The sequence below is a fragment of the Pseudomonas jinjuensis genome (genome assembly GCF_900103845.1).
Lineage (GTDB): Bacteria > Pseudomonadota > Gammaproteobacteria > Pseudomonadales > Pseudomonadaceae > Pseudomonas > Pseudomonas jinjuensis.
The window spans coordinates 115,248-127,996 of sequence record NZ_FNIJ01000018.1; the positions used below are offsets into that span (position 1 = coordinate 115,248).

The following is a 12,749-nucleotide window of genomic DNA, read 5'->3' on the forward strand; positions in this document are numbered from 1 at the left end:
ACTTAGAACTCCAGACCGCCTTCGCGAGCGGCATCAGCCAGGGCCTTGATACGGCCGTGGTACTTGAAGCCAGAACGGTCGAACGCCACTTGGGTGACGCCGGCGGCTTTGGCGCGTTCGGCGACCAGTTGACCAACTTTCTTGGCTGCGTCGATGTTGCCGGTGGCACCTTCGCGCAGATCCTTGTCCAGGGTCGAGGCGCTGGCCAGGACCTTGCTGCCGTCGGCCGCAATGACCTGGGCATAAATGTGCTGGGAGGAGCGGTACACGCAAAGGCGTACGGCTTCCAGCTCGCGCATCTTCAGGCGTGCCTTGCGAGCGCGACGCAGACGGGTTTCTTTCTTGACGCTCATTTGCTATGCCCTACTTCTTCTTGGCTTCTTTACGAAGGACGACTTCGTCGGCGTAACGCACGCCCTTGCCTTTGTACGGCTCCGGCGGACGGAAGTCGCGGATTTCCGCGGCAACCTGGCCGACCAGCTGCTTGTCGATGCCCTTGATCAGGATATCGGTCTGGCTGGGGGTTTCAGCGACGATGCCGGCAGGCAGTTCGTAATCAACCGGGTGGGAGAAGCCGAGAGCCAGGGACAGCACTTGGCCTTTGGCCTGCGCCTTGTAACCAACGCCGACCAGCTGGAGCTTGCGCTCGAAGCCCTGGCTGACGCCGATCACCATGTTGTTGACCAGGGCGCGGGTGGTACCGGCCATGGCACGGGTCTGCTGGTCGCCGTTACGCGCAGCGAAACGCAGCTCACCGTTGTCCTGAATGACTTCGACGGACGGGTGGACTTTCAGCTCTAGGGAGCCTTTGGAGCCCTTGACCGAAAGTTCCTGGCCAGCCAGCTTGATTTCAACGCCGGCAGGCAGTTTGACGGGGTTCTTAGCAACGCGAGACATGCTGATTCCCCTTAGAACACAGTGCAGAGCACTTCGCCACCGACACCAGCGGCACGGGCAGCACGGTCAGTCATCACACCCTTGTTGGTGGAGACGATCGAAACACCCAGACCACCACGAACCTTCGGCAGCTGATCTACGGATTTGTACTGGCGCAGGCCAGGACGGCTGATTCGCTTCACTTCCTCGATGACAGGCTTGCCTTCGAAGTACTTCAGCTCGATGGACAGCAGAGGCTTGGCCTCGGCGCTGACTTGGAAATCCGCAATGTAGCCTTCGTCCTTGAGGACTTTGGCGACTGCCGCTTTCAGCTTGGAAGACGGCATGCTCACGACGGTCTTCTCAGCCATCTGGGCATTACGGATGCGAGTTAGCATGTCTGCTAACGGGTCCTGCATACTCATGGGCTTAATGCTCCTGATACAAAAGATAAGCCTTCAACTTCACTCGCCCACAAAACACCAGGCGACATAAACCCAGGCTCAGGGGAGCCGGGTATTCTAGAGATCGCTCAAAAACGAATCAAGCCCCATTCGGGGCTTGACACGAGATCGCGATCAACGGAGCCATCGCTGGCTCCGTTTCCGGGACTTACCAGCTGGCCTTGACCAGACCCGGTACGTCACCGCGCATCGCAGCTTCACGCAGCTTGTTACGGCTGAGGCCGAACTTGCGGTAGAAGCCGTGCGGACGACCGGTCAGACGGCAACGGTTACGCAGGCGGCTGGCGCTCGCGTCACGCGGTTGCTTCTGCAGGGCGACCTGGGCGTTCCAACGCTCTTCCGCAGTGGAGTTCGGGCTAGCGATGATCGCTTTCAGCTCGGCACGCTTCTTGGCGTACTTGGCTACCGTCAGCTGACGCTTCAGCTCACGGTTTTTCATGCTCTCTTTTGCCATGTTCCTACTCCAATCAGTTGCGGAACGGGAAGTTGAAAGCGCGCAGCAGAGCGCGGCCTTCATCATCCGAACGGGCGGTGGTGGTCAGGGTGATATCCATACCGCGGAGAGCATCGATCTTGTCGTAGTCGATTTCCGGGAAGATGATCTGCTCTTTCACGCCCATGCTGTAGTTGCCGCGACCGTCGAAGGACTTGGCATTCAGGCCGCGGAAGTCACGCACGCGCGGCAGGGAGATGGACAGCAGACGATCCAGGAACTCGTACATACGGTCGCCACGAAGGGTGACCTTGACGCCGATCGGCCAGCCTTCACGGATCTTGAAACCGGCGATGGACTTACGAGCGTAAGTCACGACCGGCTTCTGGCCCGCGATCTTCTCGAGATCGGCAACCGCGCTCTCGATGACCTTCTTGTCGCCGACAGCTTCGCCCAGACCCATGTTCAGGGTGATTTTGGTAACGCGCGGAACTTCCATCACGTTCGCCAGCTGAAGCTCTTGCTTCAGCTTGGGAGCGATTTCCTTCCGATAAATTTCTTTCAATCGTGCCATGGTGATCTACCTAGCTCCCTCAAGCCTGAACCGGTTTCTGGGTCGACTTGAAGACACGAATTTTCTTACCGTCTTCTACCTTGAAGCCAACGCGGTCAGCCTTGCTGGTTTCCGGGTTGAAGATGGCGACGTTGGAGACGTGCAGAGGCGCCTCCTTCTCGACGATACCGCCTTGCTGGTTGAGCATGGGGTTGGGCTTGGTGTGGCGCTTGATCAGGTTCACGCCGCCAACGACCAGACGGTCGTCAGCGAGAACTTTCAGCACCTTGCCACGCTTGCCCTTGTCCTTGCCGGCAATGACGATTACTTCGTCGTCACGACGAATCTTTTGCATGTCGGCTACTCCTTACAGCACTTCAGGGGCGAGCGAGACGATCTTCATGAACTTCTCGGTACGAAGTTCACGAGTCACTGGCCCGAAGATACGGGTGCCGATGGGCTCCTGCTTGTTGTTCAGCAGGACAGCGGCATTGCCGTCGAAGCGGATGATGGAACCGTCGGTACGACGCACACCGTGCTTGGTGCGGACGACCACAGCGGTCATGACCTGGCCTTTCTTGACCTTGCCACGCGGAATCGCTTCCTTGACGGTGACCTTGATGATGTCGCCGATGCCGGCGTAACGGCGGTGGGAACCGCCGAGCACCTTGATGCACATCACGCGACGCGCGCCGCTGTTGTCAGCGACATCGAGCATGGATTGAGTCTGAATCATAATCTATCTCCGACCCTTAGTCCTTAGACTTCCACCGCGCGCTCAACGACGTCAACCAGGGTCCAGGCCTTGGTCTTGGCCAGCGGACGGGTCTCGCGAATGGTGACCAGGTCACCAATGCGGCACTGATTGGATTCGTCGTGGGCGTGCAGTTTGGTCGAACGCTTCACGTATTTGCCGTAGATCGGGTGCTTGACGCGACGCTCGATCAGAACGGTGATGGTCTTGTCCATCTTGTCGCTGACGACGCGGCCGGTCAGCGTACGGACGGTTTTCTGAGCTTCAGCCATGATCACTTACCTGCTTGCTGGTTGAGCACAGTTTTAACGCGAGCGATGTCGCGCTTCACTTGCGAGAGCAGGTGAGACTGCCCCAACTGGCCAGTTGCTTTCTGCATGCGCAGATTGAACTGGTCGCGCAGCAGGCCGAGCAGTTGCTCGTTCAGCTGCTCAACGGATTTTTCACGAAGTTCATTCGCTTTCATCACATCACCGTCCGCTTAACAAAGGAGGTGGCGAGCGGCAGCTTTGCAGCAGCCAGGGCGAATGCCTCACGCGCCAGCTCTTCGGAAACACCCTCGATCTCGTACAGGACCTTGCCCGGTTGAATCTGGGCTACCCAGTACTCGACGCCACCCTTACCTTTACCCATACGAACTTCGAGGGGCTTCTTGGTAACCGGCTTGTCGGGGAATACGCGGATCCAGATCTTGCCGCCACGCTTGACGTGACGGGTCAGCGCACGACGCGCGGACTCGATCTGACGTGCGGTGAGACGGCCACGGCTGGTTGCCTTGAGGGCGAACTCGCCGAAGCTGACTTTGGAACCGCGATGAGCCAGGCCACGGTTGTGACCGGTCATTTGCTTGCGGAACTTCGTACGCTTGGGTTGCAGCATTTGCGTACTCCTTACTTAGCAGCTTTTTTACGAGGAGCGGGCGCTACCGGCTTCAGCTCTTCCTGGCGGCCACCAATGACCTCGCCCTTGAAGATCCAAACCTTCACACCGATCACACCGTAGGTGGTGTGCGCTTCGTAGGTTGCGTAGTCGATGTCGGCACGCAGGGTGTGCAGGGGCACACGACCTTCGCGATACCACTCGGTACGAGCGATTTCAGCGCCACCCAGACGACCACTCACCTGGATCTTGATGCCCTTGGCACCAATGCGCATGGCGTTCTGTACAGCGCGCTTCATCGCGCGACGGAACATGACGCGACGCTCCAGCTGCTGAGCTACGCTCTGCGCAACCAGCATGCCATCGAGCTCCGGCTTGCGGATTTCCTCGATGTTGATGTGCACAGGCACACCCATTTGCTTGGTCAGGTCCTGACGCAGCTTCTCAACATCTTCACCTTTCTTGCCGATCACGATACCGGGACGGGCGGTGTGGATGGTGATGCGTGCAGTCTGAGCCGGACGATGGATATCGATACGGCTTACGGACGCGCTTTTTAGTTTGTCTTGGAGGTACTCACGCACCTTCAGGTCGGCGAACAGATAATCGGCGTAAGTGCGCTTATCTGCGTACCAAACGGAGGTGTGCTCCTTGACGATGCCCAGGCGAATGCCATTGGGATGTACTTTCTGACCCATCTGATCGACTCCGTTACTTGTCCGCAACCTTGACCGTGATATGGCAAGACCGCTTCACGATGCGATCAGCACGGCCTTTGGCGCGAGGCATGATGCGCTTGAGCGAACGACCTTCGTTGACGAAGACGGTGGAGACCTTAAGGTCATCCACATCGGCGCCTTCGTTGTGCTCAGCGTTGGCCACAGCCGACTCCAGCACTTTCTTCATGATCTCGGCGGCTTTCTTGTTGCTGAAAGCCAGGAGGTTGAGCGCTTCGCCCACCTTCTTCCCGCGGATCTGGTCGGCGACCAAGCGGGCTTTCTGGGCGGAGATACGAGCGCCCGACAGCTTAGCGGCTACTTCCATCTTCCTTACCCCTTAACGCTTGGCTTTCTTGTCCGCAGCGTGCCCACGATAGGTGCGGGTAGCAGCGAACTCGCCGAGTTTGTGACCGACCATGTCTTCGTTGACCAGAACCGGCACGTGTTGACGGCCATTGTGGACAGCGATGGTCAGACCAACCATATGCGGCAGAATCATCGAACGGCGCGACCAGGTCTTGATCGGCTTGCGGTCGTTCTTTTCCACCGCCACTTCGACCTTCTTCAGCAGGTGAAGATCGATAAAAGGACCTTTTTTCAGAGAACGCGGCACAGTCGTATCCCTCTATTTACTTGCGGCGACGGACGATCATGTTATCGGTACGCTTGTTCGCACGAGTCTTCTTACCCTTGGTCTGAAGACCCCACGGCGATACCGGATGACGACCAGCAGAGGTACGACCTTCACCACCACCATGCGGGTGGTCGACCGGGTTCATGGCAACACCACGAACGGTCGGGCGAACGCCACGCCAGCGCTTGGCACCAGCTTTACCCAGCGAACGCAGGCTGTGCTCGGAGTTCGAGACTTCACCCAGGGTCGCGCGGCAGTCAGCCAGGACCTTGCGCATTTCGCCGGAGCGAAGACGCAGGGTTACGTACGCACCTTCACGCGCGACCAGCTGGGCGGAAGCACCAGCGGAACGAGCGATCTGAGCGCCTTTGCCCGGCTTCAGTTCGATACCGTGAACGGTGCTACCAACCGGAATGTTGCGCAGCGGCATGTTGTTGCCAGCCTTGATCGGCGCACCGATACCGGAAATCAGCTGATCGCCGGCTACCACGCCTTTCGGGGCGATGATGTAGCGACGCTCGCCGTCCGCGTATTTCAGCAGAGCGATGTGAGCAGTACGGTTCGGATCGTATTCAACGCGCTCGACGATGGCAGGAATGCCATCCTTGTTGCGGCGGAAGTCGACCAGACGATAGTGCTGCTTGTGACCACCACCGATATGACGGGTGGTGATACGACCGTTGTTGTTACGGCCGCCAGACTTGGATTTCTTCTCGAGCAGCGGTGCGTAGGGAGCGCCTTTGTGCAGCTCCTGATTCACCACTTTCACGACAAAGCGACGACCAGCGGAAGTCGGTTTGCACTTAACGATTGCCATGATGCACCCCTTTACTCAGCGCCAGCTGCGAAATCGAGATCTTGGCCCGGCTGGAGAGCGATGTACGCCTTTTTCCAGTCGTTGCGCTTGCCCAGGCCGCGAGCGGTACGCTTGGTCTTGCCCTGAACGTTCAGGGTGGTGACGCGACGAACCTTCACGCCGAACAGGCTTTCTACGGCCTTCTTGATTTCCAGCTTGGTTGCATCAGTGGCAACCTTGAAGACGAATTGGCCCTTGCTGTCCGCGAGACCGGTAGCTTTCTCGGAGATGTGCGGACCAAGCAGCACTTTGAATACGCGTTCCTGGTTCATCCCAGCAGCTCCTCGAACTTCTTCACGGCGGACACGGTGACCAGCACCTTGTCGTAGGCGATCAGGCTGACCGGGTCGGAACCCTGGACGTCGCGTACGTCGACGTGCGCCAGGTTGCGCGCAGCCAGGTACAGGTTTTCGTCAACGCCATCGGTAACGATCAGCACGTCTTTCAGACCCAGGGTGTCCAGCTTGCTGACCAGGCCCTTGGTCTTCGGTGCGTCTACGCCGAAATCGGCGACAACGACCAGACGCTCCAGACGAACCAGCTCGGAGAGGATGGAGCGCAGAGCAGCGCGATACATCTTCTTGTTGAGCTTCTGGGAGTGATCCTGCGGCTTGGCGGCGAAGGTAGTACCGCCCCCACGCCAGATGGGGCTGCGGATGGTGCCAGCGCGAGCACGACCGGTGCCCTTCTGACGCCACGGCTTCTTGCCACCACCAGAGACTTCGGAACGAGTCTTCTGAGCACGGGTGCCCTGACGACCGCCAGCCATGTAGGCGACGACAGCCTGGTGAACCAGAGTCTCGTTGAATTCGCTGCCAAAGGTACGCTCGGAGACTTCGATAGCCTGAGCGCCATTTACATTCAATTGCATCTCAGCTTCCCCTCTTAACCGCGAGCCTTGGCCGCCGGACGCACGAGCACGTCACCGCCGGTGGCGCCAGGAACGGCACCCTTGACCAGAAGCAGGTTGCGTTCGGCATCGACACGCACGATCTCGAGAGACTGAACGGTTACGCGCTCAGCACCCATGTGACCGGACATCTTCTTGCCTTTGAATACACGACCCGGGGTCTGGCACTGACCGATGGAGCCCGGAACGCGGTGGGAAACGGAGTTACCGTGGGTATTGTCCTGACCACGGAAGTTCCAGCGCTTGATGGTACCGGCATAGCCTTTACCCTTGGACTCACCGGTCACGTCGACCAGTTGACCAGCCTGGAACAGCTCGACGGTGATCGCATCACCAGCGGCATACTGCTCTTCGCCCAGACGGAACTCCCACACGCCGCGACCGGCGGCGACATTCGCCTTGGCAAAGTGACCGGCTTGCGCCTTGGTCACGCGAGAGGCACGACGCTCGCCAACAGTTACTTGAACTGCGCGGTAGCCATCGCTTTCTTCGCTTTTGAATTGGGTGACGCGATTCGGCTCGACCTCGATGACCGTAACCGGAATAGAGACACCATCTTCGGTGAAAATGCGGGTCATGCCGCACTTACGACCGACAACACCAATTGTCATGTTATGAACCTCTTTAGTGTACGGGGCTTTCACCCGCTATGGCCGCCCATTTCAGAGCGTTACACGACCAATGCCGAGGGCATTAGCCGAGGCTGATCTGTACTTCGACGCCAGCAGCAAGGTCGAGCTTCATCAGCGCGTCGACGGTTTTGTCGGTCGGCTGAACGATGTCGAGAACACGCTTGTGAGTACGAATTTCGTACTGATCACGAGCATCCTTGTTGACGTGCGGGGAAATCAGCACGGTGTAACGTTCCTTGCGGGTCGGCAGAGGAATCGGACCACGCACCTGAGCGCCAGTACGTTTCGCGGTTTCCACGATTTCCTGGGTGGATTGGTCGATCAGGCGATGGTCAAAAGCCTTCAACCGAATACGGATTTGTTGATTTTGCATTTGACCTCAGACTCCAAGTTGCCATTCCCAACGGACGGACTCCGCCCGTTAAAAGGAGGCGCAATTGTACGGATGCCCCCCGGGGGTGTCAATATTTGATCAATGAAACGAAAAAGGGGGCCCGAAGGCCCCCTTTTCCTAATGCGCTAGATCAACGATTACTCGACGATCTTGGCAACCACGCCGGCGCCAACGGTACGGCCGCCTTCGCGAATCGCGAAGCGCAGACCTTCTTCCATGGCGATCGGAGCGATCAGGGTGACAACCATTTTCACGTTGTCGCCCGGCATTACCATCTCGACGCCTTCCGGCAGTTCGCAGTTACCGGTCACGTCAGTGGTACGGAAGTAGAACTGCGGACGGTAGCCCTTGAAGAACGGGGTGTGACGACCACCTTCTTCCTTGGACAGCACGTACACTTCGCACTCGAACTTGGTGTGCGGCTTGATGGTGCCCGGCTTGGCCAGAACCTGGCCACGCTCTACGTCTTCACGCTTGGTGCCGCGCAGCAGGACGCCGACGTTCTCACCGGCACGACCTTCGTCGAGCAGCTTGCGGAACATCTCAACGCCGGTGCAGGTGGTCTTGGTGGTCGCGCGAATGCCGACGATCTCGACTTCTTCCTGAACCTTGATGATGCCGCGCTCGACACGACCGGTCACCACGGTGCCGCGGCCGGAGATCGAGAACACGTCTTCGATCGGCATCAGGAACGGCTGGTCGATGGCACGAACCGGCTCGGGGATGTAGGAGTCCAGGGTTTCGACCAGCTTGCGCACGGCGGAAACGCCCATCTCGTTGTCGTCCTGGCCGTTCAGGGCCATCAGAGCGGAACCAATGACGATCGGGGTGTCATCACCCGGGAAGTCGTAGGTGCTCAGCAGGTCGCGAACTTCCATCTCGACCAGCTCCAGCAGCTCGGCGTCATCAACCATGTCGGCCTTGTTCAGGAACACGACGATGTAGGGAACGCCTACCTGACGGGACAGCAGGATGTGCTCGCGGGTCTGCGGCATGGGGCCGTCGGCAGCCGAGCAAACCAGGATCGCGCCGTCCATCTGGGCAGCACCGGTGATCATGTTCTTCACGTAGTCGGCGTGACCCGGGCAGTCTACGTGAGCGTAGTGGCGTACCGGCGAGTCGTATTCAACGTGAGAGGTGTTGATGGTGATACCACGAGCCTTCTCTTCCGGCGCGTTGTCGATCTGGTCGAAAGCGCGAGCCGAACCACCCCAGGTCTCGGAGCAGACTTTGGTCAGGGCAGCGGTCAGAGTGGTTTTACCGTGGTCAACGTGACCGATAGTGCCGACGTTGACGTGCGGCTTGTTACGTTCAAACTTTTCTTTAGCCATCTTGACCGTCTCCCACCTGGAATTGAGAAAGCCACACCACCATTAAAATAATGGGCAGATATTTTCATATCTGCCCATTAATAATGGAGCTCATGAGCGGATTTGAACCGCTGACCTCACCCTTACCAAGGGTGTGCTCTACCAGCTGAGCTACATGAGCAAACATAAGCAGAAAGCCTGGAGCGGGTAGCGGGAATCGAACCCGCATCATCAGCTTGGAAGGCTGAGGTTCTACCACTGAACTATACCCGCGGAGCCTGACGCTCACGCTTGAAACTGGTGGAGGGGGAAGGATTCGAACCTTCGAAGTCTGAGACGTCAGATTTACAGTCTGATCCCTTTGGCCGCTCGGGAACCCCTCCGAGTGAGGCGGCATTCTACAGCCTACCTCTGCGCTGTCAAGAGTTTTCTCTTAAAAAACCTTAACTTAGGTTTCGACAGCTGCTTTGCAGGCTTTTGCCTTTCGGGCTACCCCTGCGAAGCGGGCGCCATTCTATTCAAGCTAACGGACGTTTGCAATGCTTTTGCATGGCATTGTTTGCCTTTGCAATCCAGGGAAGTCCGTCGCCAATTGGAGCAACAATGTATCGTCGGCCAGGCGCTTGCTTTCCGGGGCAATCTGCACCCAGTAATCGCGCCGGGCGCGAGGTAATTCCCGTATCAATGCCTCGTAGCCCGCAGCCCTCAGACGCTCCGCCACGCTCTCCGCGGAGTCCTGGCGCTGGAAAATCCCCAGGGATATGCCATCAGCCAGATCGCCTTCGGTGATGATGTAGCTATCTATCTTGCGCGCCTGCAGCTCTCTCAGTTGCCACAATGAAGCCTGGCGAGAAGCCAGCGGCGGCAGATATACCCAGTAATCAGTGCCATCGTTCGCGTCGACCGCCTGGACACCGGCCCGCACATCCAGGCTCAACAGCCTCTGCTCCAGCTGCCTGGCACGCGACTCCTCGGGGAAACTACCGAGATAGGCGCATGCGACGTCAGGCGCTGGGGCCCCGCCCGCGGCATCGGCCTGCCTGCGCCGCACCCCCTCCTCCGATTCACTGAGGAGGCGAATGTTTTTCTGCTGGTCTTCCCGATAGAGACTCAACGGAGCGATCTGCTTTGCCCGCAGAGGCGCCTGCTGTTGATGCCATACGTAATAGAAGATGTTCAGCACGAGCAGAAAGAGAAAGAACCAGCGCATCAATACGACTCACTCAAGCGGGCAGGCCAGCGCCAGACCAGCAAACACGAGATCGGGCAGAACCAGGGCATGGGGCAATTCATCTCGCACCAGCTCAGCGTCGCCCCCAGTGAGAAACACTGCACACCCCTCACCCAGAAGCTCGCAAGCCAGCAGATATTGCTCGCGAACGAACCCGCGCAGCATCAACAGGCATCCGCGCTCGACAGCCTCAGCCGTTTCACGCCCCGGCAGGAGATTCTGCAAAGCCTCCTGAGCAGCATCGTCTCCATAGCGGATACGCCGCGTGTGGGTGCGCAACTGACTACGCATCAATGGCATCCCGGGGCAGATGTACCCCCCCAGATGCTCACCATCGGCGCTAACGAGATCGGAAGTCACCGCGGTCCCCAGATCGATGACCAGGCAACTACCTCCCGCAAGCTTGTAGCCGGCCACCAGGGCCAGCCAGCGATCCAGCCCGAGCCGCTGATAGTCGCGATATCCGTTGCGGACGCCGGCAAGCGTTTCAGCCGACCTGGCCTGCCTGACGGAAACAGAGAAATCCTGCCGCAGGCGTTCGCTGAGCAGTTCCGTTTCCTGCTCGCTGCGCACGCTCACCAGGCGGCAAAAGCGCAGCGCACGAACCCCTTGCGATCCCAACTGCTCGAATAGCGCAGCATCCGAATCGGCGATTCCGCCGGCCACCGGCGCAAACTGCTCGCCACCGAGCACGCGCCACTTGATCAAGCTATTGCCACAATCCAGCTCAAGAATCATCAGACAACCTCAGGCTCAGCTCACCCCCGCTGTAGCGGCGCTCTACCCCATCAACTTCAAGCCGCAAGGCCCCCTGCTCGTCTATTCCCAGGGCGCGCCCGACAACCGTATGCGCGGCCGTAGACAAGCTCACCTGCCGTCCCTGCCACAGATGCAACGCTTCCCACTCCGACCGGCTGGCCGAAAAACCCTGTTCACGATGGCGCACCAGATGATGCGCCAGTTCCTGGTTGAGCGCCGCAAGCAGCTTATTGCGATCGACCTTCGAGCCAACAGCCTCACACAGGGAAACCCAAGGCTGATCTATCCCTTCGGCGCCGCGCATGTTCACATTGATTCCAATGCCGATGGCCACGCTGCACAGATCCGCCGGATCCCCGGTCAGTTCGAGCAGGATGCCGGCCAGCTTTTTTCCATCCAGGAGAATGTCGTTGGGCCACTTCAGGCCGACACCCTGTATACCGATCGACTGGATTGCCCGGGCGACCGCCAGCCCCACCACGAGGCTCAGGCCTTCGAGTTCTTTTGCCCCGCCGCGCACCGAGATACCCAGGGTGTAGTACAGATTCGCCCCGAGAGGACTCACCCATTGCCGGCCACGGCGGCCGCGCCCCGAGGTTTGGCGCTCAGCCACTACGGCAAAGGGAGTCGCAGCCCCGGCCTCGAGGCGTCGCATGACCTCTGCGTTGGTGGAATCCACGGAGAAAAGCACATCCAGAGGCCAGGGCGCAGCGATCAGCCGAGGATCGATCACCGAAAGCGGCTCGGACAGGCGATACCCCTTGCCGCGCACACTCTGGACAGAAATTCCCAGCTCGGCTTCCAGACTTTGCAGGCGCTTCCAGATTGCGCTCCGGCTGACACCGAGCGCCAGCCCCAGTTCTTCCCCGGAATGGAAACGCCCATCCCCCAGCAATTTCAGCAAGGTTTGCATGTCATGCCTCGCAACAATCAGGCACGCATCATATATAGGCAGGCCATGCTTGCCTATGCATTGGAAGTCCCTGAATGCAGGCCGGATACCGGTATTTTTCGCGCAAAAGCAAAACCCCCGGCCATCACTGGCCAGGGGTTTCGGGATAGGTGCTTGACGATGACCTACTCTCACATGGGGAGACCCCACACTACCATCGGCGATGCGTCGTTTCACTGCTGAGTTCGGGATGGGATCAGGTGGTTCCAACGCTCTATGGTCGTCAAGCAATTCTTTCGGACGCTCGTGGCTTGCGCTCACGCTCATCCAGATTCGGGTATGTGATGTAATTTGCGGTTCTCACGAACTTTCGGTTCGTCGACTTCACCATCACCGCACAATCTTCTCAGATTGCTTGGGTGTTATATGGTCAAGCCTCACGGGCAATTAGTA

General features: G+C 58.7%; 22 protein-coding genes, 3 tRNA genes and 1 rRNA gene. All 26 read right to left on the reverse strand.

What is annotated here, in order from left to right; genetic code table 11:
- Positions 1-2: 2 nt before the first annotated feature.
- The 26 genes from rplR to rrf all read right to left on the reverse strand — a co-directional run bounded on the left by rplR (position 3) and on the right by rrf (position 12,584).
- Positions 3-353 carry a 50S ribosomal protein L18 gene (gene rplR, locus BLR75_RS22295; RefSeq protein WP_084313377.1) on the reverse strand — a complete coding sequence of 117 codons (351 nt, stop codon included), beginning with the start codon at positions 351-353 and terminating at the stop codon, positions 3-5.
- A 10-nt stretch (positions 354-363) separates the two neighbouring features.
- The gene (gene rplF, locus BLR75_RS22300; protein WP_084313378.1) at positions 364-897 is read right to left on the reverse strand and encodes a 50S ribosomal protein L6; all 534 of its coding nucleotides are present in this window, start codon (positions 895-897) and stop codon (positions 364-366) included.
- An 11-nt stretch (positions 898-908) separates the two neighbouring features.
- Positions 909-1,301, reverse strand: coding sequence for a 30S ribosomal protein S8 (gene rpsH, locus BLR75_RS22305; RefSeq protein WP_084313379.1), 393 nt, complete (start codon positions 1,299-1,301; stop codon positions 909-911).
- A gap of 187 nt (positions 1,302-1,488) precedes the next feature.
- Complete coding sequence (rpsN, locus tag BLR75_RS22310) at positions 1,489-1,794, reverse strand: 30S ribosomal protein S14 (RefSeq protein ID WP_084313380.1); 306 nt, start codon at positions 1,792-1,794, stop codon at positions 1,489-1,491.
- 13 nt (positions 1,795-1,807) lie between these two features.
- Positions 1,808-2,347: a 50S ribosomal protein L5 gene (gene rplE / locus BLR75_RS22315; RefSeq protein ID WP_043248941.1), complete on the reverse strand. Its 540-nt coding sequence runs from the start codon at positions 2,345-2,347 to the stop codon at positions 1,808-1,810.
- A gap of 19 nt (positions 2,348-2,366) precedes the next feature.
- Positions 2,367-2,681, reverse strand: a complete 315-nt coding sequence (gene rplX / locus BLR75_RS22320) for a 50S ribosomal protein L24 (RefSeq protein ID WP_084313381.1) — start codon at positions 2,679-2,681, stop codon at positions 2,367-2,369.
- 12 nt (positions 2,682-2,693) lie between these two features.
- Positions 2,694-3,062, reverse strand: coding sequence for a 50S ribosomal protein L14 (rplN, locus tag BLR75_RS22325; RefSeq protein WP_003093714.1), 369 nt, complete (start codon positions 3,060-3,062; stop codon positions 2,694-2,696).
- Positions 3,063-3,085: 23 nt separating this feature from the next.
- Positions 3,086-3,352, reverse strand: coding sequence for a 30S ribosomal protein S17 (gene rpsQ, locus BLR75_RS22330; RefSeq protein WP_084313382.1), 267 nt, complete (start codon positions 3,350-3,352; stop codon positions 3,086-3,088).
- Between the two features lie 2 nt (positions 3,353-3,354).
- On the reverse strand, positions 3,355-3,546 hold the full coding sequence (rpmC, locus tag BLR75_RS22335; protein WP_003093720.1) for a 50S ribosomal protein L29: 192 nt from the start codon (positions 3,544-3,546) through the stop codon (positions 3,355-3,357).
- A complete protein-coding gene (gene rplP / locus BLR75_RS22340) occupies positions 3,546-3,959 on the reverse strand; it encodes a 50S ribosomal protein L16 (RefSeq protein WP_009617163.1) in 414 nt (137 codons plus the stop codon). The genes rpmC and rplP overlap by 1 nt, the downstream gene beginning before the upstream one ends.
- An 11-nt stretch (positions 3,960-3,970) precedes the next feature.
- A complete protein-coding gene (rpsC, locus tag BLR75_RS22345; protein WP_015475326.1) occupies positions 3,971-4,657 on the reverse strand; it encodes a 30S ribosomal protein S3 in 687 nt (228 codons plus the stop codon).
- A gap of 13 nt (positions 4,658-4,670) precedes the next feature.
- Entirely contained in the window at positions 4,671-5,003 is a 333-nt protein-coding gene (gene rplV, locus BLR75_RS22350; RefSeq protein ID WP_014854224.1) for a 50S ribosomal protein L22, read from the reverse strand.
- A gap of 12 nt (positions 5,004-5,015) precedes the next feature.
- Positions 5,016-5,291, reverse strand: a complete 276-nt coding sequence (rpsS, locus tag BLR75_RS22355; protein WP_003093734.1) for a 30S ribosomal protein S19 — start codon at positions 5,289-5,291, stop codon at positions 5,016-5,018.
- Positions 5,292-5,307: 16 nt separating this feature from the next.
- Positions 5,308-6,129, reverse strand: coding sequence for a 50S ribosomal protein L2 (gene rplB, locus BLR75_RS22360; protein ID WP_084313383.1), 822 nt, complete (start codon positions 6,127-6,129; stop codon positions 5,308-5,310).
- An 11-nt stretch (positions 6,130-6,140) separates the two neighbouring features.
- Positions 6,141-6,440 (reverse strand): 50S ribosomal protein L23, encoded by a 300-nt coding sequence (gene rplW / locus BLR75_RS22365; protein ID WP_084313384.1) that lies wholly within the window; start codon positions 6,438-6,440, stop codon positions 6,141-6,143.
- Positions 6,437-7,039 carry a 50S ribosomal protein L4 gene (gene rplD / locus BLR75_RS22370; RefSeq protein WP_084313385.1) on the reverse strand — a complete coding sequence of 201 codons (603 nt, stop codon included), beginning with the start codon at positions 7,037-7,039 and terminating at the stop codon, positions 6,437-6,439. The genes rplW and rplD overlap by 4 nt, the downstream gene beginning before the upstream one ends.
- A 14-nt stretch (positions 7,040-7,053) precedes the next feature.
- The gene (rplC, locus tag BLR75_RS22375; protein ID WP_084313386.1) at positions 7,054-7,689 is read right to left on the reverse strand and encodes a 50S ribosomal protein L3; all 636 of its coding nucleotides are present in this window, start codon (positions 7,687-7,689) and stop codon (positions 7,054-7,056) included.
- Positions 7,690-7,771: 82 nt separating this feature from the next.
- Positions 7,772-8,083, reverse strand: a complete 312-nt coding sequence (gene rpsJ, locus BLR75_RS22380; protein WP_003243886.1) for a 30S ribosomal protein S10 — start codon at positions 8,081-8,083, stop codon at positions 7,772-7,774.
- 158 nt (positions 8,084-8,241) lie between these two features.
- Entirely contained in the window at positions 8,242-9,435 is a 1,194-nt protein-coding gene (tuf, locus tag BLR75_RS22385; protein ID WP_084313387.1) for an elongation factor Tu, read from the reverse strand.
- An 84-nt stretch (positions 9,436-9,519) separates the two neighbouring features.
- A tRNA-Thr gene (locus BLR75_RS22390) sits at positions 9,520-9,595 on the reverse strand.
- Between the two features lie 18 nt (positions 9,596-9,613).
- A tRNA-Gly gene (locus BLR75_RS22395) sits at positions 9,614-9,687 on the reverse strand.
- Between the two features lie 25 nt (positions 9,688-9,712).
- A tRNA-Tyr gene (locus BLR75_RS22400) sits at positions 9,713-9,797 on the reverse strand.
- Positions 9,798-9,937: 140 nt separating this feature from the next.
- Complete coding sequence (locus tag BLR75_RS22405; protein WP_084313403.1) at positions 9,938-10,624, reverse strand: SPOR domain-containing protein; 687 nt, start codon at positions 10,622-10,624, stop codon at positions 9,938-9,940.
- Between the two features lie 9 nt (positions 10,625-10,633).
- Positions 10,634-11,383, reverse strand: a complete 750-nt coding sequence (locus tag BLR75_RS22410) for a pantothenate kinase (protein ID WP_084313404.1) — start codon at positions 11,381-11,383, stop codon at positions 10,634-10,636.
- Positions 11,373-12,317 carry a bifunctional biotin--[acetyl-CoA-carboxylase] ligase/biotin operon repressor BirA gene (gene birA, locus BLR75_RS22415; RefSeq protein ID WP_084313406.1) on the reverse strand — a complete coding sequence of 315 codons (945 nt, stop codon included), beginning with the start codon at positions 12,315-12,317 and terminating at the stop codon, positions 11,373-11,375. Before birA ends, BLR75_RS22410 begins: the two co-directional genes overlap by 11 nt.
- A gap of 151 nt (positions 12,318-12,468) precedes the next feature.
- Positions 12,469-12,584, reverse strand: a 5S ribosomal RNA gene (gene rrf / locus BLR75_RS22420).
- Positions 12,585-12,749: the final 165 nt, after the last annotated feature.

Bases quoted from the DNA above. Each gene is read 5' to 3' on its own strand.
- rplR (WP_084313377.1), bottom strand. From the start codon at position 353: ATGAGCGTCAAGAAAGAAACCCGTCTGCGTCGCGCTCGCAAGGCACGC.
- rplF (WP_084313378.1), bottom strand. From the start codon at position 897: ATGTCTCGCGTTGCTAAGAACCCCGTCAAACTGCCTGCCGGCGTTGAA.
- rpsH (WP_084313379.1), bottom strand. From the start codon at position 1,301: ATGAGTATGCAGGACCCGTTAGCAGACATGCTAACTCGCATCCGTAAT.
- rpsN (WP_084313380.1), bottom strand. From the start codon at position 1,794: ATGGCAAAAGAGAGCATGAAAAACCGTGAGCTGAAGCGTCAGCTGACG.
- rplE (WP_043248941.1), bottom strand. From the start codon at position 2,347: ATGGCACGATTGAAAGAAATTTATCGGAAGGAAATCGCTCCCAAGCTG.
- rplX (WP_084313381.1), bottom strand. From the start codon at position 2,681: ATGCAAAAGATTCGTCGTGACGACGAAGTAATCGTCATTGCCGGCAAG.
- rplN (WP_003093714.1), bottom strand. From the start codon at position 3,062: ATGATTCAGACTCAATCCATGCTCGATGTCGCTGACAACAGCGGCGCG.
- rpsQ (WP_084313382.1), bottom strand. From the start codon at position 3,352: ATGGCTGAAGCTCAGAAAACCGTCCGTACGCTGACCGGCCGCGTCGTC.
- rpmC (WP_003093720.1), bottom strand. From the start codon at position 3,546: ATGAAAGCGAATGAACTTCGTGAAAAATCCGTTGAGCAGCTGAACGAG.
- rplP (WP_009617163.1), bottom strand. From the start codon at position 3,959: ATGCTGCAACCCAAGCGTACGAAGTTCCGCAAGCAAATGACCGGTCAC.
- rpsC (WP_015475326.1), bottom strand. From the start codon at position 4,657: ATGGGTCAGAAAGTACATCCCAATGGCATTCGCCTGGGCATCGTCAAG.
- rplV (WP_014854224.1), bottom strand. From the start codon at position 5,003: ATGGAAGTAGCCGCTAAGCTGTCGGGCGCTCGTATCTCCGCCCAGAAA.
- rplB (WP_084313383.1), bottom strand. From the start codon at position 6,129: ATGGCAATCGTTAAGTGCAAACCGACTTCCGCTGGTCGTCGCTTTGTC.
- rplW (WP_084313384.1), bottom strand. From the start codon at position 6,440: ATGAACCAGGAACGCGTATTCAAAGTGCTGCTTGGTCCGCACATCTCC.
- rplD (WP_084313385.1), bottom strand. From the start codon at position 7,039: ATGCAATTGAATGTAAATGGCGCTCAGGCTATCGAAGTCTCCGAGCGT.
- rplC (WP_084313386.1), bottom strand. From the start codon at position 7,689: ATGACAATTGGTGTTGTCGGTCGTAAGTGCGGCATGACCCGCATTTTC.
- rpsJ (WP_003243886.1), bottom strand. From the start codon at position 8,083: ATGCAAAATCAACAAATCCGTATTCGGTTGAAGGCTTTTGACCATCGC.
- tuf (WP_084313387.1), bottom strand. From the start codon at position 9,435: ATGGCTAAAGAAAAGTTTGAACGTAACAAGCCGCACGTCAACGTCGGC.
- BLR75_RS22405 (WP_084313403.1), bottom strand. From the start codon at position 10,624: ATGCGCTGGTTCTTTCTCTTTCTGCTCGTGCTGAACATCTTCTATTAC.
- BLR75_RS22410 (WP_084313404.1), bottom strand. From the start codon at position 11,383: ATGATTCTTGAGCTGGATTGTGGCAATAGCTTGATCAAGTGGCGCGTG.
- birA (WP_084313406.1), bottom strand. From the start codon at position 12,317: ATGCAAACCTTGCTGAAATTGCTGGGGGATGGGCGTTTCCATTCCGGG.